We start from the raw sequence: 21,533 nt of genomic DNA on the forward strand, positions 1-21,533 counted from the left end.
CCCCCCCCCCCCCCCCCCCCCCCCCCCCCCCCCCCCCCCCCCCCCCCCCCCCGCCGCCCCCCCCCCCCCCCCCCCCCCCCCCCCCCCCCCCCCCCCGCTCCCCCCCCCCGGCGCCCCCCCCCCCCCCCCCCCCCCCCCCCCGGGCCCGCCCCGGCGGGCCCCCCCCCCCCCCCCCCCCCCCCCCCCCCCCCGGCACAGGCGAAGGATCATTCGGCAACAAACACCAAGGTAAACCGGGTAGGCCCCAACGGGCTGCTGCTGACTTCGACCCGCCCGCCATGCAGCTGCATGATCGACTTGACGATCGCCAGCCCCAACCCGGTCCCGCCCTCCAGCCGCGAGCGCCCTGAGCCTACCCGGTAAAAGCGCTCGAACAGGTACGGCTGGTGCTCTTTGCCGATGCCAGGCCCCGGGTTTTCCACCGCAAGCCGAACTTCGTTGCCCACGCGCTCGATACGCAAATTCACCGTTTTGCCTTCAGGGCAGTGCCGAATGGCATTGCTCAACAGGTTCGACAGCGCCCGCTGAAACATCAGCCGGTCTGCCGCCGCCGTGCCCCAGCCCTGAACGCACAGCGCAACCGCTTTCAACTCGGCGCTGCAGGCGAACAGTTCCACCACCCGCGCCGTTTCGTCGGCCAGTGCCAGGGGCTTGAGCGTGATCTGGGTCTGCGGCTGGCTGACCTGGGCAAGAAACAGCATGTCGTTGATGATGCGGTTGAGCCGGGTCAGCTCTTCGATACTGTCTTCCAGCACTTCGCGGTAATTGGCATTGTCCCGTTCACGGGCCAGGGTCACTTGCGCCTTGCCCATCAGGTTGCTCAAGGGCGTGCGCAGCTCGTGGGCGAGGTCGTCGGAAAACTGCGACAGCTGGCTGACCCCTTGATCGAGCCGATCGAGCATCACGTTGATGCTGCTGGCCAGCTCTGCCAGTTCCAGCGGCAGGCCGCTTGCCGGCAGGCGATGTTGCAGGTCTTGCGCCGACACCTGCCCGGCAATGCGCCGGAAGTGGCGCAACGGCTTCAGGCCGCGCCGCGTCAGCCACCTGGCGCCAGCGCCGATCAACAGCAACAGCAGCGGTAACGCCAGCAATGTGGAGTGCAGGTAGGCCTGTAGCAGGGCGTTGTCGTCGGCGCGGTTGAGCGACATCATCACCCTGACCGGGGTGTCGTCGCGCAGGCGCATCAACCGGGTCGCGGTAAGGATCTGGTTGCCTTTGCTATCGCGCCAGGCATGAAAGGCCAGGCGAGCGTCGCTGCGCAGCGCGCCGACGCTCGCATCCAGCGCTGGCCCCAGGCTCAGCAGGTGCGGGTGACGGGCCTCGAGGGCCAGCACGCTGAGGCTGAGGTTGTCGTGCCCCATCACCAGGTCGAGCAAGGGATGGGCGCGGCTCCCCAGGTCTTCGCTACGCAGGTCGACGCGCAGGTTGTGCTCGACCTGCAGCATCTTGCGAGCAAGGTCCTTGCGTGCGCGGTTGTCCAGTTCGTGATCAAGGGCGAACACGGCCAGGCAGGCCAGCAGCAGCACCAGCGCCGCACCCATCAGCGTCACGCTCAGGCCCAGGCGTAGCGACAGGCTGGCGTTGTTCAAAAGCGTGCCTCGAGCACATAGCCGACGCCACGCAGGGTGTGGATCAGCTTGTTGTCGAACGGGTCGTCGATCTTCGCCCGCAAGCGGCGGATCGAGACCTCGACCACGTTGGTGTCGCAGTCGAAGTTCATGTCCCACACCAGCGAGATGATCTGTGTGCGTGACAGCACTTCGCCGGTCTGGCGCATCAGCAGGTGCAGCAAGGCGAATTCCTTGGCGGTCAGGTCGATACGCTGCCCGGCGCGGTAGGCGCGGTGGCGGCCGGGGTCCAGCTCAAGGTCGGCCACGCGCAGGGTGCTGGGCTGCAGTTGCTGGTCGTTGCGGCGCAACAGGGTGCGGATGCGCGCCAGCAGTTCAGGGAACTCGAACGGTTTGAGCAGGTAATCGTCAGCGCCCAGGTCCAGCCCCTTGACCCGGTCCGCCAGGCGGCCGTGGGCGGTGAGCATCATGATGCGCGTGGCGGATTCGGCGCGTAGTCGCTGCAGCACGGCCCAGCCATCGAGTTCGGGCAGGTTGACGTCGAGGATGACCAGGTCGTAGGGCTGTTGCCGGGCCAGGTGCAGGCCGTCGGTGCCGGTGTGGGCGCAGTCGACCACGTAGCCGTTTTCGCGCAGGCCCTGTTGCAGGTAATCGGCAGTCCGCAGTTCGTCCTCGATGATCAGTAGGCGCATTGGAGGGCTCGTGTAATGAAAGGGGGTGATTCTCGACCCTGTAGTGACATCAGGGTCAAGGGGCGGGATGTTACGGCATGAGTAAGGGCGCGCGGCGCAGATAACGGATTTGTAATGCTGGCGTTATCTGGCTGTCTGTTCGGGCCCTATCGCCGGCAAGCCAGCTCCCACAGGATCACCACAGGGTTTGAAAGCTGTGCAGTGTGGGAGCTGGCTTGCCGGCGATAGGGCCCGAACAGGCCAAACAAGGCCACATTGCAAGACTGTAATCTGCGCCTCACCTTGCCGTTAGCCAGCCCTCGTTAGGATGGCGCCATCTGATCGGCTATCACGAGGCAACCACGATGAACCTGAGCAAATACCTGCTGTTGGCAAGCCTTGCCCTGGGCAGCGCCAGTGTTTACGCCGAGGGCGGTGCGGAGCGCTCCCGGCAGTTCTGGCAAGCATTTCGCGAAGACCAGCAGCGCCTGCAGGAGCACAAGCAACAGGCTGTAGCCGAGCGCGAGCGCAAAGCGCAGGAAAAGGCCCGCGAACTGGCCAAGGATTGACGGGTACAGCACCGGTGGCGCGTCAGCTCCTCGCCGCCGGTGTATTCGGGCGCCCAGCCGGGCGCCTTTTTTATTTGCGCGCCAACAGGGTGGCGCGGCGCGGGGCTGGCAGGCCTTCGACGGTCTTGCTGTGGTCGTTCGGGTCGAGGAAGTCGCCCAGTGACTGGTAGCGCATCCACTCGGTGCTGCGCTGTTCCTCGACACTGGTCACGCTGACATCGACGCAACGCACATCGCTGAAACCGGCACGCCGCAACCAGCGCTCCAACGCCGGCACCGACGGCAGGAACCAGACGTTGCGCATTTGCGCGTAGCGGTCCTCCGGTACCAGCACCTGGTTTGCGTCGCCCTCGATCACCAGGGTTTCCAGCACCAGTTCACCGCCTTTGACCAGGCAGTCCTTGAGCGCCAGCAGGTGCTCGATGGGTGAGCGCCGATGGTAGAAAACCCCCATCGAAAACACCGTGTCGAAGCCTTCGAGGTTGGCAGGCAGCTCCTCCAGGGCGAACGGCAGGTGCCAGGCGGGCAGCTCGGGCAGGTACTGCTGCACGGCCTGGAACTGGCAGAAGAACAACCAGTTCGGGTCCACGCCAATGACCATGTCGGCGCCGGCACCGAGCATGCGCCACTGGTAGTAGCCATTGCCGCAGCCGACGTCGAGCACGCGCTTGCCCTTGAGGTCCAGGTGCGGGGCGACCCGGGACCATTTCCAGTCCGAACGCCATTCGGTGTCCACATGCACGCCAAACAGGTCGAACGGCCCTTTGCGCCAGGGCGACAAGCCCATCAGCGCCTGGCGCATCTGCGCGCGGACCGCGTCGTCGCAATCGCAGTCCAGGCGCAGCCCGTTGACCAGGTCGACTTCGCTTGGCTGCAAGGCGGGCAACGCCTCCAGCGCACCGCGCCAGCGGTCGAGGTCTCCGTGGCCCTTCTCCAGCTTGGCTTCCAGTTGTGCTTGCAGGCCTTGCGACCAGGAAGCCAGGGGCGTGCCCGCCAAGCGGCGGACGAGGGGGGACAGATCGATCATGGCAGGGCTATCAACGAGGCGAAGTTAAGGCATTGGAACCAGGGCACCACCTTCGAGAAACCGGCAGCGCGCAGGCGCGCCTGGTGGGCTTCGAGGGTGTCGGGCCGCATGACGTTTTCGATGGCGCTGCGCTTCTGGGCGATTTCCAGTTCGCTGTAGCCATTGGCCCGCTTGAAGTCCAGGTGCAGTTCATTGAGCAGGACCTGCTGTTGCTCATCGGTGAAGCGCAGTTTTTCCGAGAGGATCAGCGCACCACCGGGCAACAGTGCCTGACGGATGCGGCCGAGCAGCTCCAGGCGCTGGTCGGGGGCGATGAACTGCAGGGTGAAGTTCATCGCCACTACCGAGGCGGGCTCGAAGGGCAGGGCGAGGATGTCGGCTTCCAGCACCTGGACCGGCAGCAATTCCTCGAACATCGAGTCCTGGGCAGTGAGGTACTGACGGCAACGCTCGACCATGGCCGCCGAGTTGTCCACGGCCACCACCTTGCAGCCGTCGCGGCGTACATGCCGGCGCAGCGACTGGCTGACGGCACCCAGTGATGCGCCCAGGTCGTAGAGCGCGGTGTGCGGCTGGGCGAAGCGTGCGGCCAGCACGCCGAGGTTCTCGACAATGGTCGGGTAGCCCGGCACCGAGCGCTTGATCATGTCCGGGAACACACGCACCACGTCCTCGTTGAAGACGAAGTCGGGCACCTGCTCCAGGGGCTGGGCGAAGAGGCGGTCGGGTTGTTTGCTCACGGCGGGCTCGATACGGGGTGAAACGGAGGCGCATTTTAGCCAATGGCCACGATTCTTGCCATGGCAGCGCTTCAGCCTCAGGGCGTTCATGGCGCAGCCGCTGCGCTCAGCGGACGATGATCTTGCAATCGAACGTCTGTACCGGGGCGACATCTGCAGCCCACGGCTGCTGGTAGACCAGCACCAACTGGCCAGCGCCGCTGCTACTGGCCTGGTAGCGCCAGGTCGAGACACCGGCGCTGCCGACCATATCTTCTTCTTCCGGGGCGCTGTACACCTCCGGGCCGAGGCTTTGCAGCACGTTCGCGGCTGGGTTTTCGACCCGCCAGCGGTAACCGGTGGACGGGTTGCTGGGCAGGGTCAGGGTCAGCGTCTGGCCAACCTGCAGGTGCGTCGGGCATTCGCTTTCGGCATCGAGTGCAACCGGCTGGGTGGGCTGCTGGGCGCAGGCAGAAAGCAGGGCGAAGCTCAGGGGAACGAGCAGACGAGGGGCGGTCATGTTGGCTCCGTAGGCTGGCGATGGCCTGAGGATAACCGATGATCGGGGAGATTTGTGTTGTCTGTAACGGCCCTTTCGCGGGTAAACCCGCTCCCACAGGGACCTCACCGGGCTCAAGCCCTGCGCTATCCCTGTGGGAGCGGGTTTACCCGCGAAGAGGCCAGTGCTGGCTAGAACAGCACTTTCGCCACGTCGGCAAAGCGTTTGGCAAAGTGCACGGTCAGGCCTTCGCGCAAGTAGTCCGGCAGTTCTTCGTAATCGCCACGGTTAGGCTCCGGCAAGATCAGTTCGAAGATTTTCTGCCGGCGCGCCGCAATCACCTTCTCGCGCACACCGCCAATCGGCAGTACCTGGCCGGTCAGGGTCAGCTCGCCGGTCATGGCCACGCCCTTCTTCGGCGCCTGGTCACGGGCCAGCGACAGCAGGGCGCTGGCCATGGTGATGCCGGCACTCGGGCCGTCCTTGGGCGTGGCGCCTTCGGGCACATGCAAGTGGATGAAGGCTTCGTTGAAGAAGCCCGGGTCACCGCCAAACTGCTTGAGGTTGGAGCTGACGTAGCTGTAGGCGATCTCGGCCGACTCCTTCATCACATCGCCCAGCTTGCCGGTCAGCTTGAAGCCGCGGTTGAGGGTGTGGATGCGGGTGGCTTCGATCGGTAACGTGGCGCCGCCCATGCTGGTCCAGGCCAGCCCGGTGATTACGCCTTTGCCAGACAGCACCTGCTCGCTGCGGAACACCGGCATGCCGAGCGCGGCCTCCAGGTCGCGGGGCCCGATCTTCAGTTTGGCATCGGGGTTTTCCAGCAGTTTGACCACGGCCTTGCGCACCAGCTTGCCCAACTGCTTCTCCAGTTGGCGCACCCCGGCCTCGCGGGCATAGCCTTCGATCACCGTGCGCAGGGCGCTGTCGCTGATGCCGAGGCTGGCCTTGGCCACGCCGGCTTTTTCCAGCTGCTTGGGCCACAGGTGGCGCTTGGCGATGGCCAGTTTCTCTTCGGTGATGTAGCCGGACAGGCGGATCACTTCCATGCGGTCGAGCAACGGCCCGGGGATCGAGTCGAGGGTGTTGGCGGTGCAGACGAACAGCACCTTGGACAGGTCCAGGCGCAGGTCGAGGTAGTGGTCGAGGAAGTCGACGTTCTGCTCCGGGTCGAGGGTTTCCAGCAGCGCCGAAGCCGGGTCACCCTGGTAGCTCTGGCCCATCTTGTCGATCTCGTCGAGCATGATCACCGGGTTCATCACTTCGACGTCCTTCAGCGCCTGCACCAGCTTGCCGGGCTGGGCGCCGATGTAGGTGCGGCGGTGGCCCTTGATCTCGGCTTCGTCACGCATGCCGCCGACGCTGAAGCGGTAGAACGGCCGGCCGAGCGATTCGGCGATGGACTTGCCGATGCTGGTCTTGCCGACCCCGGGCGGGCCCACCAGCAGCACGATCGAGCCGCTGATCTCGCCTTTCCAGGCGCCCACGGCGAGGAACTCGAGGATGCGCTCCTTGATGTCGTCGAGGCCGGCGTGGTGCTGGTCGAGCACCTTGCGCGCATGCTTGAGGTCGAGCTTGTCCTTGCCGTACACGCCCCAGGGCAGGGCGGTGGCCCAGTCCAGGTAGTTGCGGGTGACGGCGTATTCGGGCGAACCGGTTTCGAGGATGGCGAGTTTGCCCATTTCCTCGTCGATGCGCTTGCGCGCCTGGTCCGGCAGGGTCTTGCCTTCGAGGCGCTGTTCGAACTGCTCGAGGTCGGCGCTGCGGTCGTCCTTGGTCAGGCCCAGCTCCTGCTGGATGACCTTGAGTTGTTCCTTGAGGAAGAACTCGCGCTGGTGTTCGCCGATCTGCCGGTTGACCTCGGCCGAGATCTCGTTTTGCAGGCGCGCGACCTCGACTTCCTTGCGCAGCATCGGCAGAACTTTCTCCATGCGTTTGAGCATGGGCACGCAGTCCAGCACTTCCTGCAACTGGCTGCCGGTGGCCGAGGTGAGGGCGGCGGCGAAGTCGGTGAGCGGCGACGGGTCGTTGGGGCTGAAGCGGTTGAGGTAGTTCTTCAGTTCTTCGCTGTACAGCGGGTTGAGCGGCAACAGCTCCTTGATCGCATTGATCAGGGCCATGCCGTAGGCCTTGACCTCGTCGGTCGGCTCGGCCGGCTGGCGCGGGTATTCGACTTCGACCAGGTATGGCGGGCGATGGTGCTTGAGCCAGGTGCGGATGCGTACCCGGGTCAGGCCCTGGGCAACGAACTGCAGCTTGCCGTTTTCGCGGCTGGCGTGGTGCACCTTCACCAGCGTGCCGTATTGCGGCAGCGCCGTGGTGTCGAAGTGGCGGTGGTCTTCAGGCGGGGTGTCCATGAAGAACAGCGCCAGGCAGTGGTCCGGCGACTTGGCTACGAGGTCGAGGGTTTCTGCCCAGGGCTCTTCATTGACGATCACCGGCAGTACCTGGGCCGGGAAGAACGGGCGGTTGTGAATCGGGATCACATAGACCTTGTCCGGCAGTTGCTGGCCGGGCAGGGCGAGGGCGTGGCCGGTTTCGGCCTGGGGGGTGGTGTGTTCGACTTCGCTGTGTTCGTCGGGATGTTCCGGGAAATCCTGCTGGTCGCTCATGGGGCACCTGCGTGAATGACTATGGTGCTTAGATGGGGCGGAGGGGGATGGGTTTCAATGGTAGATGAAGGCAGCAGGGGAAGGGGGTTATCTTCGGTTGCCTGTACCGGCCCTATCGCCGGCAAGCCAGCTCCCACAAGTAACCCACTGACTTCAAGGCCAGTGGAGTACCTGTGGGAGCTGGCTTGCCGGCGATGAGGCCGGTACAGGTAAATGAGCCCCGCTGAAGGGGCTCGGCAGCTTTACTCAGCCAGCTTGTACGCGATGATGTAGTCACCCATCCGGGTACCCAGCGAGCCATGCCCGCCAGCAGTCACCAGCACGTACTGCTTGCCGTCCTTGCCGGTGTAGGTCATTGGCGTGGCCTGGCCACCCGCTGGCAGGCGGGCTTTCCACAGTTCCTTGCCGTTGTTCACGTCATAGGCGCGCAGGTACTGGTCCAGAGTGCCGCTGAGGAAGCCGACGCCACCGGCGGTGACGATCGAGCCGCCCATGCTCGGCACGCCGACCGGCAGGCCGATCGGTACCGGCGTGCTGTCGCGGGTAGTGCCGTTCTTGTGCTTCCACACCACTTTGTTGGTGAATAGGTCGATGGCCGCGACATAACCCCAGGCCGGCGCCTGGCACGGTACGCCCAGCGGCGACATGAACGGGTGCATGGTCACTGCATACGGGGCACCGGTGTTCGGCTGCACACCGCTGGTCTCGCTTTCGCGCTTGCTGCCTTCGGCAACCTGTTCACGCGGGACCATCTTCGACACAAAGGCCATGTAGTTGGGCGAGGTGAACAGCAGCTGGCGTACCGGGTCGACCGACACGCTGCCCCAGTTGAACACCCCGACGTTACCCGGGTAGACCAGCGAGCCTTGCTCGGACGGCGGGGTGTACTGGCCTTCGTAACGCAGCTCGCGGAACTGGATGCGGCACAGCATCTGGTCGAACGGCGTGGCGCCCCACATGGCTTGTTCGGTCAGTTCAGGGCCGAGCAGGTTGAGGTCGGAGCGAGCCTGGGTCGGCGAGGTGCGATCACCCTTCACTGCGCCTTGCGGGGTGGGGATTTCGCGGATCGGCACGATCGGCGTACCGTCGCGGCGGTCGAGCACGTACAGGCTGCCTTGCTTGGTCGGCACGATGATCGCCGGTTTCACACCGTCGTCGGTCTTCAGGTGGACCAGGGTCGGCTGGCTACCAACGTCCATGTCCCACAGGTCGTGGTGGGTGAACTGGTAGTTCCAGCGCGCCTTGCCGGTAGCCAGGTCCAGGGCGACCACGCCGGCGCTGTACTTCTCGGCGCCTGGGGTGCGGTCGGCGCCCCACTGGTCGGGGGTCTGGTTGCCCAGTGGCAGGTAGATCATGCCGAGGTCTTCATCGACGCTGGCGATCGACCACATGTTGGCCGAATTGCGGCTGTACAGCTTGCCGGCGGCCAGTGGTTTGGTGTCGTCCGGGTTGTTGCTGTCCCAGTTCCACACCAGGTGGCCATCGTGCACGTCATAGGCGCGGATCACGCCGGATGGCTCGTTGGTCGACTCGTTGTCGGTGACATGGCCGCCGATGATCACCAGGTCACGGGTGATCGCCGCAGGCGAGGTGGAGTAATAGCCGCCAGCGGTGAACGGGCCGATGCCGGTGGTCAGGTCGATCACGCCCTGGTTGGCGAAGCCTTCGCAGACCTTGCCGTTGTCGGCGTTGATGGCGATCAGGCGGGCGTCAGCGGTGGGCAGGTAAAGGCGACGTGGGCACGCCTGGGCCACGGCCTGGCCGGCGTCGGTGATTTTCGGCGCCGGGCTGCCGTCGCGGCTGACGTAGCGGTTTTCGTCGTAGTACGAAACACCACGGCAGGTCATGTGGGCGAAGCCTTTGAAGGTGCCGACCGGGCTCTTGACCTGCGGGTCGAAGCGCCAGATTTCGGCGCCGGTGTCCGGGTCCAGGGCCAGCAGGCGGCTGTGCGCTGTGCAGGCATAGAGCATGCCGTTGACCTTCAGCGGGGTGTTCTGGTTGGTCAGCTCCACCGGGTCGTTTTCGGTCGGCAGGTCACCGGTGCGAATACGCCAGGCCTCTTCCAGGCGGTAGGCATTCTGCGGGGTGATCTGGCGCAGCGGCGAATAGCGGTCGCCATGCTCGGTACGGCCGTAGGCCTGCCATTCGCCGTCCGGCATGGCGGGCGCGGCACTGGCCATTTCGCTGCTTTCGCGGCCCAGTTCGCCGAACACTTCACCGGGGTGGGTGAACTGGCTGCCCAGGGCGCAGGCGCCGGAAGCGACCACTGCAACGCCGAGCAGCGCAGTGTTGGCCTTGCTGGCCGGGCCAATCAGCGGGCGGCGTGCCCAGGGCAGCAGCAGCACCACGCCGATGGCGAACCAGATGGCCAGGCGTGGTACCAGTTGCCACCAGTCCAGGCCCACTTCGAGCAGCGCCCACACGGTGCTGCCCAGCAGTACCAGGCCGTACAGGCCCAGAGCGATGCGGCGCTGGGCCAGCAGCAGGATGCCCGACAGGGCAAAGCCGATGCCGGCGATCAGGTAGTACAGCGATCCGCCCAGCTGGCTCAGCTTGATGCCGCCAGCCAGCAGGGCCAGGCCCATCAGCAACAGCAGCGCGCCGATCAGGCGCGGTAGCCAGCGGCTTCCATTGTTGGCACCTTCAGTGCTCATCGTAGGTTCTCCGTCAGGTCAAAAAGGGGTTTAGAAACTGCTCTGGATCTTCAGGCCGCCGATCAGGGCGCCATCGACCTGCGACACCCCGCCCGGGTGGCGGATGTACTGCAGGTTGGGGCGTACCGTGAGCCAGTCGGCCAGGTGGATGCCGTAGTACAGCTCGGCGCTGTATTCGGTGTCCTGCACCGGCAGGAAACCGGGGTTGTCATAGTCGTCGAGGCCGGCGGCCTGGTTGGCCAGGCGGGCGTTCTTGCGGTAGCCAGGGTTGACGTGCACACGGGCCAGGGCGAAACCGATGTCGTCCTTGGCGCGGGCGTCGAAGAGCCCCTTGTATACCAGTCCTGCCTGCACATAGTTGTCGATGGCATTGGTCTTCTTGTCGTGCACCGTGGCGTTGGCGAACAGGCTCAGGCCACGCGACTGGTCAGAGGCCAGCGAAGTCACCTGCTGCTGGGCGCCAAACCACATGCCGTGCTTGCTCGAGCTACTGCGGTAGGCGGCGCCGCTGAGGGCTGCCGGCTGCCCGTTGCTGTCCTTGAGAACATCCTGCGCTTTGGCATTACTGTAGTAGTAGCCGAGGCGATATTCCCCTTTCAGCTGTTGGATGCGCGGGCTCCATACCAGTTCGATCGGCATTACCGCGCCCTGGGTACCGCTGCCGCTGAGCTTGAAGCCATTGCCCGATTCCAGGTTGGAGGGGTTCTGCTCGAACACCCCGACCTGGGCATACAGCGTGTCGCTGAGGTTGTAGCGCACGCGCAGGGCCCACTGGCTGACCGGCCAGTTGTACCAGATGCCCCCCACCCAGTTACCCACCTGCGAGCCGCAGAAGGCCAGGTTCTGGAAGTCGCAGGGGAAGCTGTTGAAGTCCTCGCCTTCGCCGAAACGGCCGAATTTCACATCCAGCGCGCCGTCGAAGTACTTCTGTTTGATCCACAGCTGGGTCAGCCGCCAGGTTTCGCCACGGCCCCACACCTCCTGGGCTGAGGTGAAGCCGCCGACACGCGGGTCGTTGATGCGGTCGTTGCTGATGTTGTCGCCGTGGCGCTCGGTAATGGTCAGTTGCAGTTCGGTGTCGTGCCAGCCGAGGATCTTCTGCAGATCCAGGTGGCTGCCGAAGGTGAACTGGTCGCTGTAGCGCGCGGTGCGGTCGTGGTCGTAGCCACCGTGCAGGTTGCTGCCCATCTCGCCGGTGTAACCGAAGGTGAAGTCGTAGCCTTTTTCCAGCAGTTCGCTGCGGGTGCCACCCCAGTCGCCGAGCATCCACGGGGAGTCGCTGGCGAACATTTCGCTGGCGCTGGCCGAAGTCGCCAGGGCACTGAGGGCAAGACCGATGTAACAGGTTTTGGGCAGTTGGAACATGAGATAGCGCTATCTTTTGATTGTTGAATAAACGGCAAGCGCATCGAAGGGCTGGGCCTTCAATGGATATGGCGACGATAGGGTTGCAGTGAAGCGATTCAGCTTGCGGCGGGGAGGATATAGGGGAAGTTGTAAGAAAAAAAGACAAATTGTCGCAGTGGATTGTTGCTTTTCCGGTAACAGTACAGGTATCGGGAGGACAGAAGAGGAATGTGGGAGCGGGTTCACCCGCGAATGGGGCGTCGGCCCTAGCATCGCATTCGCGGGTAAACCCGCTCCCACAGGGATCGCGTCAGATCAGAAGGTGGTACGCAGCCCCACTTCCACACTTCGCCCTGGCGCCGGTGCAACATCGCGCAGGATCGAGCTGGCATAGCGTACCGTCTGGTCCGTCAGGTTCTCGCCTCGCACGAACGCCAGCCACTGGCTCTGGCCGATGTCGAAGCGGTAGCCAACGCTCGCCCCCAAGGTGGTGTAGCCATCGGTGCCGGTCTCGTTGGCCGGCGTGCGCCGCTGCGATGCGGCGTGCTGCACATCGACCCGCGCCTGCCAGCGGTCGCGCTCCCAGACCAGGCCGCTGTTCAGGCGCAGCGGGGCGATGCGTGGCAGCGGCTCGCCACTGTCGAGGTTTTTCGCCCGAGTGTAGTCGGCGGACAGTTCCAGCGCAAAGCTGCCGTAGCGGTTCTCGACCAGTTGCCAGCGGTCCTGGGCCTCGATGCCATAGAAGCGCGCCCGCACGCCCTGGTACTGGTACTCCGGCAGGCCGCCGTGATCATGATCATGATCGTGGTCGTGCTCGTGGTCATCCTCGTCATGGCCGTGATCATGCCCGCCCTCGCGCACGTTGCCCGTGCCGATCAGGCCGATGTAGTTGCGAAAGTGGCTGTAAAACACCCCGACACTGCCTTTGTGCGTGCCGTTGTCGAAGCGCAGCGCCAAATCGGTGGAAATCGCCTTTTCCTTGTTCAGGCTGGCGTCGCCGACCTCAAAGGCCCCGGTAGCCACATGCGCGCCGTTGGCGTACAGCTCGTAGAAGGTCGGCGCGCGCTCGGTGTAACCGAGGTTGGCGGCCAGCGACCAGATCGGGTCGAGTTGGTACACCGCCCCCGACGACAGACTGAAGACGTTGAAGCTGCTGGCGCTGTCGGCGTCGGCGAAGTTTTCGTTGCCCTTGGCATCCGGGTCGACGCGGGTGTGTTCCAGGCGTGCGCCCAGGCTCAGGTTCAGGCGCTCGGTGGCCTGCCACTGCTCCAGCATGAACAGCGCCAGGCTGTCGCTGTTGGTGTGCGGCACGAAGGCTTCCTCGCCCAGCGCAGAAAACGCGTTGCGACTGACCTGCGCGCCGATCACCCCTTGCAGCGGCCCGAGCGGTTGGTGGCGGGCTTCGATGCGCGCCTCATAGCCTTTGTTGCGGAAGGTGGTGTGGACCTCGCCTCCCTCGATTTCACGGTGTTCATAGTCGGTGTAGCCGGCATCGACCTTGACCGAGCTGAACGGGCCGTCCAGGTCGCGTAGTTCGGAGGCGAAGGCGTAGTGGTCCTGCTGCATGTCCAGGCGCACACCGGGCTCGGCCACCGAACCATAGTTGCTGTCGTAGCGGCTGTACGAAAGGCCGGCGTAACCCTGGTCCCAATGGTAGGCAGCGCCCACCGCGCCACCGTCCTGACGGCCGTCGCTGTTTTCCAGGCGATGTTTGCTGCCGGGTTCGTCGGCATCACGCACCTTGGCGCTGCGGGCATAACCGGGGATGTGCAGGTCATTGAACTGGCGGCTGTTGGCGTCCAGGTGCAGCGCGAACGCACCGTTGCCGGCCTCCAGTTTGCCAGCGCTGCTGCGGGTGGTGTCGGCGCCGCCGTAGCGCAGTTCACCGGCGCCCTGGATACCCTCGATCGGGGCGTCGGGGATGCGGTTATCGAACGTATTGACCACGCCGCCAATGGCGTTGCCACCATAGAGCAGGGCCGCCGGGCCACGGACGATCTCGATGCGCTCGACGGTGACCGGGTCCAGCGGCACGGCATGGTCGTAGGACAGCGACGACGCGTCGAGGGCGCCCACGCCATTGCGCAGGATGCGAATGCGGTCGCCGTCCAGGCCCCGGATGACCGGCCGGCTGGCGCCAGGGCCGAACCAGGTGGAGGCGACGCCGGGTTGTTTGTTCAGGGTTTCACCCAGGCTGCCATGCTGCTGGTGCAACAGGTTATCGCCTTCGAGCACGCTGCTGGGCGTTGCCAGCTGGCGGCTGCCCAAAGGGTTGGCGGTGATGACCTGGGGTTCGAGTTCCACGGCGTTGCTGGGTGAGGCAGCCAGGCAGAGCGCGACGGCGAGAGGAGAAAGGCGAAGCGGTGCGTACAGCATGGGAGTGGGGCGTTCCTTGGCAGAGGCATTTGTATTGTTACAATATAACATCGCTATTTCAGCACAGAGGTTTTGCGCCTGGCCAGCGGTTTTTCTGTCGACACGCCTGATCCCACCCGGCACTACACTCGTGTAAGGTGCGCATCTTTCCCACGGAGCACTGGCATGAGCACGGCCCAACACAATGCGCTGCACGGCAAGACCCTCGAACAGATCCTTACCGAGCTGGTGGCGCACTACCAATGGCAGGGCCTGGCCGAGCGCATCGATGTGCGCTGCTTCAAAAGCAACCCGACCATCAAGTCGAGCCTGACCTTCCTGCGCAAGACGCCGTGGGCACGGGAGAAAGTCGAGCAGCTGTACGTGAAATTGCAGCGCCAGGCCTGACATGCCGCGCCGCCCCTGGCTGACCGGCATGGCCGTGCTGGGCTGGTTCGGCCTGACCGTGCAGGTGTACCTGGTGCTGCTGGCGCGCTGGCAGGAACAGGCCAGCCTGATCGGCGGCCTGATCAACGTATTCGGCTATTTCACCGTGCTGACCAATACCTTGGTGGCGACGGTGCTGAGTTATGCGGCGTTTGGTCGGGACGGGGCTGGCAAACGCTTTTTCCTTTCGCCCTCGGTCAGCTCGGCGGTGGCTACCAGCATCGTGCTGGTGGCGCTGGCTTACAGCGTGTTACTGCGCCACCTGTGGCAACCGCAGGGCTGGCAATGGCTGGCGGACGAGTTGCTGCACGATGTGATGCCCGTGCTGTTCGCCGTGTATTGGTGGTGCGAGGTGCCCAAGGGCAGGTTGCGGCTACGGCACTTGCTGGCCTGGGCGTTGTACCCGGCGGTGTACTTTGCCTACGCGCTGTGGCGGGGGAACGAGATCGGCGTGTATGCCTACCCGTTCATTGATGTGGCGAGCCTGGGGTATGAACAGGTGTTGCTCAATGCCCTGGGGGTGCTGGCGGGGTTCTGGGGAATCGGGCTGGTGCTGCTGGGGCTGGATCGGTGGCGCCTCATTCGCGGGTAAGCCCGCTCCCGCAGGGACTGCGCTGCCCTCAGGAACAGCGCCGTCCTTGTGGGAGCGGGTTTACCCGCGAAGAGGCCCCGGGCAGCAAAAACAATCATTCGTCGTCCGCAGTTCCGTCGGCACGCCAGTAGGCCACGGCCTTCAGCGCATCCTCAGGCACGCCTTTCTCCAGCAACAGCGCCTTGGCCTGGCGGGAGAGGGCTTTTTCCAGCGCCACCCAGCCGTACACCCGGCCTTGCGGCAAGGTCAGGTTCTTCACCCATGCCAACAAGTCTTCCCGTTGACGACGTACCCAGATCACTTCTACCTGTGCCTTGCTCGGCAGCGGCTGCCGCTCCTGTTCGTCCTCGATCTGGATCACCGCCAACACCTGGCGGCCAGCGGGCAATTCCTCCAGCCGGCGGCCAATCGCGGGAATAGCCGTCTCGTCACCAATCAGCAGGTAACTGTCGAAAATATCCGGCACCACCGTCGATGCTCGCGGCCCGGCGATGTCCAGGGTTTGCCCGGGCGCAGCCTGGGCAGCCCAGGTAGAAGCAGGGCCGTCGCCGTGCAAAACGAAGTCGATATCCAGCTCGTTGGCCGCCAGATCGATGCGCCGTGGCGTGTATTCGCGCATGGTCGGTCGCACACCAGCGTCCCGCCCCAGGTTACGGGCGTCGATGGCCTGCTGCTGCTCCGGCGTTTCAGCGAACAGCAGCTTGATATGGTCGTCGCTGCCTACGCTGGTGAAGCCTTGCAGCTCTTCACCCCCGAGGGTGATGCGGCGCATGCGTGGGGTCAGCTGGGTAACCCGCAGCACCTGCAGGCGGCGCTGGCGGATCTCGTGGTTGACGCGGTGAATGGTGTCACTCATGGGGTGTCTCCCTGACAGGTTCGGCCGGCCCGGAGGCGATGGCCTTGGCGGTATGGTTGAGCAGGTCACGGACCCGCTCGATTTCGTCCGCCGTCCAGCGGCCGCTGTGCATGTGCAGTGCATGACGCAGGTTACCGACCGCCTCATGAATCTCTGGCGGGCGGTCGTGGCCGCGCAACGCACGCTTGCTGACTTCGATGCGCATGCGTACGCCATCCAGCGCAACGGCCTGTTCGGCCAGCGCGGTGCGGCCGGCTGCGGTGATGGCATACAGGCGTTTGCTGCCCTGCACCTGGCCGCTGATCAGCTCGGCCTCCTCGAGGAAGTTGAGGGTGGGGTAGACCACCCCGGGGCTCGGGCTGTAGCTGCCGTCGAACAGGTTTTCGATCTGGCGGATCAGGTCGTAGCCGTGGCCGGGCTGCTCGGCGAGCATGGCCAGCATCAGCAACTTGAGGTCGCCGGGGGCGAACACGCGGGGGCCGCGTTCACCACGGCCAGGGCGCCGCTCGAAGGGATCATGGGGGGTATGTTCACGCATGGGAACAGGGCTCCGTCGTTTGCGATATATCGTGAGATATTACTCAAGATATATCTAAAGACAAGCCTTTAATTGCAGATGATTCTCATCTAGTTGCTCGATGTGTCCCCTTGCTGCGCTGCCACCTGCGGCGCTTTGCACGCATTCGGATTGCCCGGCTGAAGGTACGGCATGAGGATCGGGGCCATGCCTTTTAGCACCTGCACCGGCAGCGCCGAGGTGAACTTGAATGCCTCGGCCGAGCGCCCCGGTACGAACGCGGTCAAGGTGCCGAAGTGGTTGTCGCCGAGGAAGAACACGAAGGTGGCGGTACGGTTCAGTGAGCGTGAGCCGATCAGCCGGCCGCCAGCACCAAAGCTCTCGATGCGGTTGTCACCGGTACCGGTCTTGCCGCCCATCACCAGCGGCGTGCCGTCCTGCAGCTTGAAACTGCCGGAAATGCGCCGCGCGGTGCCCGCATCCACCACCTGCGACATGGCACCTTTGAGGGCGCGTGCCACCTCGACCGGCAAGATCCGCACACCCCGGTCCGGGTCGCTGACCAGTTTGGTTTCGTAAGGCGTGTTGGCCGCGAAGTGCAGGGTGTCGATGCGCAGGGTCGGCAGGCGCACGCCGTCGTTCTGAATGATGCCGACCAGTTCCGAGAGCGCGGCGGGGCGGTCGCCCGAGCTGCCGATGGCGGTGGCCAGCGACGGCACCAGGTGGTCGAATGGATAGCCCACGCGCTTCCAGCGCTGGTGAATGTCGAGGAACGCTTCGATCTCGACCATGGTGCGTATGCGGCTGTCACGGGCTCCCTGATGGCGGCTCTTGAACAACCAGCCGTACACCTCCTGGCGCTCGAAGCGGCTGGCATTGACCATTTCGGTAAGGGTCGAACCGGGGTTCTTCAGCAAGTAGCCGAGCAACCACAAGTCCAGCGGGTGGACCTTGGCGATGTAGCCTTGGTCGGGCAGGTCGTACTTGCCTGGGCCATAGGCGTCGTACATTTCTGACAGGCGGCCGTCGGTGAGTTTGCCCAGCACGACCTTGTCACCCTTCAGATGGGCGCGGACGAAGGCGTTGAAGGTTTCCTGGCCGGCCTCTGGGAACAGATAGCGGTGCACCGCCGCCAACCGTTGCGGGGTCACGCGCATGCCATCGAGGAAGGTATCCAGGCGCTGTTGCGAAGTCTTGCGCTGGTATTTCTTCCAGAAACGCATCAGGTAGTTGGTGCCTTCCTTGTCGGCGAAACGGGCCAGGTATTCCTGGCGACGCGGGTCGGCGTCGTCCTTGAGCAACGGCACCCGGTTGTACGGCTGCTGGTAGGTCACGTAGCGCACCAGGTCACGCATCAGGCGGATGAACGGCAGGTTGATCGACTCGCGCAACGCATCCTTGAGGGTGGGGTTGCGGCTGTTGTCTTCCTTACGGAAGTTGTTGAACACGTGCATGCCGCCGCCGGTGAAGAAGGCTTCGCCGGTGTTGGCCGAATACTTGCGTTCAAGCGCAGCGTCGAGCATGGCGTCCAGGCTCTGGTTCTTGCTGTTCTGCGCCAGCCATTCCAGCGACCACTGGCTGATACGGTCGAGTTCGGCGACTTCGACTTTCTTCAGCTCGGCGGCGGGCTTGCCGGCGTACTTGTCGTGCAGTTCGGCGATGATCTCCAGGTAGGTGGTGAGTACCCGCAGCTTGGCGGTGGAGCCCAGCTCCAGCTTGCTACCTTCGTTGATGTCGAAGGGCTGGTCGGTGCTGTCGGTCTGCACCCGTACCCGCGAGCCGTCGGCGGTGCGCTCGAACAAGGTGAAGCTGTAGCTCACCTGGTCGGTGGTCTTGGCAGTAAGCAAGCGTTCGCCGATCAGGCCGATCTGCGCGGCAAACTCCGGGTCGGCAAGGTTCTTCAGGTACTGGCTGACTTGCAGCTGCAGGTCGGACTGCAGGGTGCTGGTGGCCGACAGGTCAAGCCGGTCGAGGTCGTACAGCGGGCGGTTGAGCATCGCCGCCAGGCGGTTGCGTGCCAGGCTGATGCCCTTGTTGGTGACGATCGGCACGATGGTCGGTTGCGCCACCCAGTCGCGGTACACCGCCTTGCTGGCCAGCGCGGCGTCGGCCAGTGGTTGGTCGATGACCTGGTTGGCGGCCAGCACGCGAATGTGCGCATCGGTCAGCTCGGCCAGCTCGATCCGGCCTTTGGACAGGTAGTGCGAAGGCCGGCGCTGGGCAATCATCAGCGACAGCACCTGGCGCAGGGCCAGGCCGCGCGCGGCCATGCTCTCGGGGTCGCTGGCGGTAGCGGTGAGGGCCTGGTTGACCTGGTCGAAGTCGGCGCCGTACCACACCCGCAGCCCTTCGGCCATGCCATGCACTTCGCCGTGCCCGGGCACCGCCGAAAGCGGCACGCTGTTGAGGTAGTCACGCACGATGCGCTGGCGCGCCTCGGTGGTGTCGGGGCCGCCCTGGTAGGCGCGCACGCTGGCAGAAATCATCTGGCGGATCTTTTCGGCGCCCGACACCGTCAGGCCGTCCGGTGAATGGCGGTATTTTTCCAGCTGCGTAGCCAGGGTACTGCCGCCAGCGGACTGGCCAGGCAGGGCCAGGTACTTGGCCACCTGGCTGTAGGCGGCTTTGGCGAAGCGCGGCCAGTCCACGGCCGGGTTGTTGCGCGGGTCCTTGGTGTCGAGCAGGTCGCGGTTCTCGATGAACAGCAAGCTGTTGACCATTACCGGCGGGATCGCCGCAAAGTTCGGGTACAGGTGCTGCGGGTACTTGTACTGGTACAGCACATCGCCGCGGCAGTCGGTGATCGACAAGCCCGCCTGAATCTTCTCGATATACGGGGCGAACAGCCCATGATCGACGTAGTTCATCAACGCCGGCGAGAATTTCACCTGTTCGCTGATCAGGTAGTCGCGCTTGAGCAGGCGCGGCAGGAATTCGCCCAGGGCGCTGTAGCCCAGGCGTTTGTCGAATGGCCCTTCACCGGGGTAGACGATGGCATCGCTGGGGCCAGCTTGCAGCGAGTAGGTAAGGGTGGTCGCCAGCTTGCTGAATTCCCGCGATTGCAGGTTGGAGGTGCGGAATTCGTCATACGCGGCGAAGCCGATGGCGACCAGCGCCACCAGCAGGATGAGGATGATCAGCCGCCACCATAGCCGGCGCTGACGGGGGGACTTGGGCTGTGGCGTCTCGGCCGGAGGTAATTCGGGTGCTTCCGTTCTGCTTGGTTCCGATTGCCACAGTGCGCCCATAATCTTCTATCCGGCCAGGTATTTTCGTCTTGCTTGTCTGAAGCTTAGACGTTGAGCGGGTCAGGTGAAAAATTTGTAAGACCCGGAGAAAACTGCCGTAAGGCTATGCGGCTTTGGTGTGGGTTTCTTCTTCAGGCGATATTGCTAGGGTAACCGGGTGAAAAGGCCCAAGAGTTCTCGCCAAATTTCTGCATATATATAGTGAAAACCCCTACAACGGTCTTCCTATACTGCTCGGCCCCTTTGCCCTGCCGGCCGCTCTAGCGCCGGCACACGGGCCGGCCCACGAGGCCAGCCCGGCTAGCCAATGTCACGCCTATCGGCCTGGCGGGTGTTGCGCGAAGGTCAATCCAATAACAAAATGAGGTTGTATTGCTATGCCAGTCGGCAACCACCCTGCCCACGGCCAGGCCACTGAAGGCGGCCCGCTCAAGCGTGAACTGGGCGAACGACACATCCGCCTGATGGCGCTTGGCGCCTGTATCGGTGTCGGTCTGTTCCTCGGTTCGGCCAAGGCCATCGAAATGGCCGGCCCGGCCATCATGCTCTCCTACATCATCGGCGGCCTGGCCATTCTGGTGATCATGCGCGCCCTTGGCGAAATGGCCGTGCACAACCCTGTGGCCGGCTCGTTCAGCCGCTATGCCCAAGACTACCTCGGCCCACTGGCGGGCTTTCTTACCGGCTGGAACTACTGGTTCCTGTGGCTGGTGACCTGCGTTGCCGAGATTACCGCAGTGGCCATCTATATGGGCATCTGGTTCCCCGACGTGCCACGCTGGATCTGGGCCCTGGCGGCGCTGGGCAGCATGGGCGCGGTCAACCTGGTGGCGGTGAAGGCGTTTGGTGAATTCGAGTTCTGGTTCGCCCTGATCAAGATCGTCACCATCATCGCCATGGTGCTCGGCGGTATCGGCATCATTGCCTTTGGCTTCGGCAATGACGGTGTGGCGCTGGGTATTTCCAACCTGTGGAGCAACGGCGGCTTCATGCCCAACGGCGTGACTGGCGTGCTGATGTCGCTGCAGATGGTGATGTTCGCCTACCTGGGCGTGGAAATGATCGGCCTGACCGCCGGTGAAGCACGCAACCCGCAAAAGACCATCCCGCAGGCCATCGGCTCGGTGTTCTGGCGCATTCTGCTGTTCTACGTGGGCGCGCTGTTCGTGATCCTGTCGATCTATCCGTGGAACGAGATCGGCAGCCAGGGCAGCCCGTTCGTCATGACCTTCGAACGCCTCGGCATCAAGACTGCCGCCGGCATCATCAACTTCGTGGTCATCACGGCCGCGCTGTCCTCGTGCAACGGTGGCATCTTCAGCACCGGGCGCATGCTCTACAGCCTGGCGCAGAACGGCCAGGCCCCGGCGGCCTTTGCCCGTACCTCGAACAACGGCGTGCCGCGCAATGCGCTGCTGCTGTCGATCGGTGCGCTGCTGCTGGGCGTGCTGGCCAACTACCTGGTGCCGGAAAAGGTCTTCGTCTGGGTGACTTCGATCGCCACCTTCGGCGCGATCTGGACCTGGGTGATGATCCTGCTGGCGCAGCTGAAGTTCCGCGCCGGCCTCAGCACCGCCGAGCGCAAGGGCCTGAAGTACCGTATGTGGCTGTGGCCGCTCAGCTCGTACCTGGCACTGGCGTTCCTGGTGCTGGTGGTCGGGCTGATGGCGTACTTCGAGGATACCCGCGTGGCGCTGTACATCGGCCCGGCGTTCCTGGTGCTGCTGACGGTGCTGTACCACGTGTTCCGCCTGGCGCCGAAAGACGCGCATGGTGTGGCCAGTACAGCTTCCTGATCTGAAATGGACGGGGCCGCTGCGCGGCCCATCGCGACACAAGGCCGCTCCCATAA

Annotated in this window: 16 protein-coding genes; 4 read left to right on the forward strand and 12 right to left on the reverse strand. The window is 64.4% G+C overall.

All coding sequences use genetic code 11. The features are described 5' to 3' along the window. Positions 1 to 206: 206 nt before the first annotated feature. A complete protein-coding gene (locus C6A77_RS17955; RefSeq protein ID WP_114170675.1) occupies positions 207 to 1,589 on the reverse strand; it encodes a heavy metal sensor histidine kinase in 1,383 nt (460 codons plus the stop codon). Further along, positions 1,586 to 2,260, reverse strand: a complete 675-nt coding sequence (locus C6A77_RS17960) for a heavy metal response regulator transcription factor (protein WP_114170676.1) — start codon at positions 2,258 to 2,260, stop codon at positions 1,586 to 1,588. The genes C6A77_RS17955 and C6A77_RS17960 overlap by 4 nt, the downstream gene beginning before the upstream one ends. 344 nt (positions 2,261 to 2,604) lie before the next feature. On the opposite strand from C6A77_RS17960, the gene C6A77_RS17965 reads away from it, so the two are divergent. Beyond that, a complete protein-coding gene (locus C6A77_RS17965; protein WP_114170677.1) occupies positions 2,605 to 2,808 on the forward strand; it encodes a hypothetical protein in 204 nt (67 codons plus the stop codon). A gap of 70 nt (positions 2,809 to 2,878) precedes the next feature. On the opposite strand, the gene cmoB is transcribed toward C6A77_RS17965, so the two are convergent. From cmoB to C6A77_RS18000, 7 genes are all read right to left on the reverse strand, one after another. Continuing rightward, the gene (cmoB, locus tag C6A77_RS17970; RefSeq protein WP_114170678.1) at positions 2,879 to 3,835 is read right to left on the reverse strand and encodes a tRNA 5-methoxyuridine(34)/uridine 5-oxyacetic acid(34) synthase CmoB; all 957 of its coding nucleotides are present in this window, start codon (positions 3,833 to 3,835) and stop codon (positions 2,879 to 2,881) included. Continuing rightward, the gene (cmoA, locus tag C6A77_RS17975; RefSeq protein WP_114170679.1) at positions 3,832 to 4,575 is read right to left on the reverse strand and encodes a carboxy-S-adenosyl-L-methionine synthase CmoA; all 744 of its coding nucleotides are present in this window, start codon (positions 4,573 to 4,575) and stop codon (positions 3,832 to 3,834) included. Before cmoA ends, cmoB begins: the two co-directional genes overlap by 4 nt. Before the next feature lie 106 nt (positions 4,576 to 4,681). Then, entirely contained in the window at positions 4,682 to 5,074 is a 393-nt protein-coding gene (locus tag C6A77_RS17980) for a protease inhibitor I42 family protein (protein WP_114170680.1), read from the reverse strand. A gap of 170 nt (positions 5,075 to 5,244) precedes the next feature. Next, positions 5,245 to 7,665 (reverse strand): endopeptidase La, encoded by a 2,421-nt coding sequence (lon, locus tag C6A77_RS17985; protein WP_114170681.1) that lies wholly within the window; start codon positions 7,663 to 7,665, stop codon positions 5,245 to 5,247. Positions 7,666 to 7,907: 242 nt separating this feature from the next. Then, complete coding sequence (locus C6A77_RS17990) at positions 7,908 to 10,319, reverse strand: glucose/quinate/shikimate family membrane-bound PQQ-dependent dehydrogenase (protein WP_114170682.1); 2,412 nt, start codon at positions 10,317 to 10,319, stop codon at positions 7,908 to 7,910. 30 nt (positions 10,320 to 10,349) lie between these two features. After that, positions 10,350 to 11,684, reverse strand: coding sequence for a carbohydrate porin (locus tag C6A77_RS17995; RefSeq protein ID WP_114170683.1), 1,335 nt, complete (start codon positions 11,682 to 11,684; stop codon positions 10,350 to 10,352). A 297-nt stretch (positions 11,685 to 11,981) separates the two neighbouring features. Next, positions 11,982 to 14,042, reverse strand: coding sequence for a TonB-dependent receptor (locus C6A77_RS18000; protein WP_114170684.1), 2,061 nt, complete (start codon positions 14,040 to 14,042; stop codon positions 11,982 to 11,984). Between the two features lie 165 nt (positions 14,043 to 14,207). Here C6A77_RS18000 and C6A77_RS18005 point away from each other — a divergent pair, with 165 nt between their 5' ends. Then, a complete protein-coding gene (locus tag C6A77_RS18005; protein ID WP_003252112.1) occupies positions 14,208 to 14,429 on the forward strand; it encodes a VF530 family protein in 222 nt (73 codons plus the stop codon). 1 nt (position 14,430) lies between these two features. Continuing rightward, entirely contained in the window at positions 14,431 to 15,060 is a 630-nt protein-coding gene (locus C6A77_RS18010) for a Pr6Pr family membrane protein (protein ID WP_114170685.1), read from the forward strand. 94 nt (positions 15,061 to 15,154) lie between these two features. On the opposite strand, the gene C6A77_RS18015 is transcribed toward C6A77_RS18010, so the two are convergent. The 3 genes from C6A77_RS18015 to C6A77_RS18025 all read right to left on the reverse strand — a co-directional run bounded on the left by C6A77_RS18015 (position 15,155) and on the right by C6A77_RS18025 (position 19,681). Continuing rightward, positions 15,155 to 15,916 (reverse strand): siderophore-interacting protein, encoded by a 762-nt coding sequence (locus C6A77_RS18015; RefSeq protein ID WP_114170686.1) that lies wholly within the window; start codon positions 15,914 to 15,916, stop codon positions 15,155 to 15,157. Continuing rightward, positions 15,909 to 16,454, reverse strand: a complete 546-nt coding sequence (locus tag C6A77_RS18020; RefSeq protein WP_114170687.1) for a PadR family transcriptional regulator — start codon at positions 16,452 to 16,454, stop codon at positions 15,909 to 15,911. The genes C6A77_RS18015 and C6A77_RS18020 overlap by 8 nt, the downstream gene beginning before the upstream one ends. Positions 16,455 to 16,543: 89 nt before the next feature. Next, a complete protein-coding gene (locus tag C6A77_RS18025; protein WP_114170688.1) occupies positions 16,544 to 19,681 on the reverse strand; it encodes a transglycosylase domain-containing protein in 3,138 nt (1,045 codons plus the stop codon). Positions 19,682 to 20,058: 377 nt separating this feature from the next. Here C6A77_RS18025 and C6A77_RS18030 point away from each other — a divergent pair, with 377 nt between their 5' ends. Beyond that, positions 20,059 to 21,477 carry an amino acid permease gene (locus tag C6A77_RS18030; protein WP_114170689.1) on the forward strand — a complete coding sequence of 473 codons (1,419 nt, stop codon included), beginning with the start codon at positions 20,059 to 20,061 and terminating at the stop codon, positions 21,475 to 21,477. The last annotated feature ends 56 nt before the right edge of the window (positions 21,478 to 21,533 follow it).

It is taken from the genome of Pseudomonas sp. AFG_SD02_1510_Pfu_092 (assembly GCF_003331055.1).
In the GTDB taxonomy this organism is placed as follows: Bacteria; Pseudomonadota; Gammaproteobacteria; order Pseudomonadales; family Pseudomonadaceae; genus Aquipseudomonas.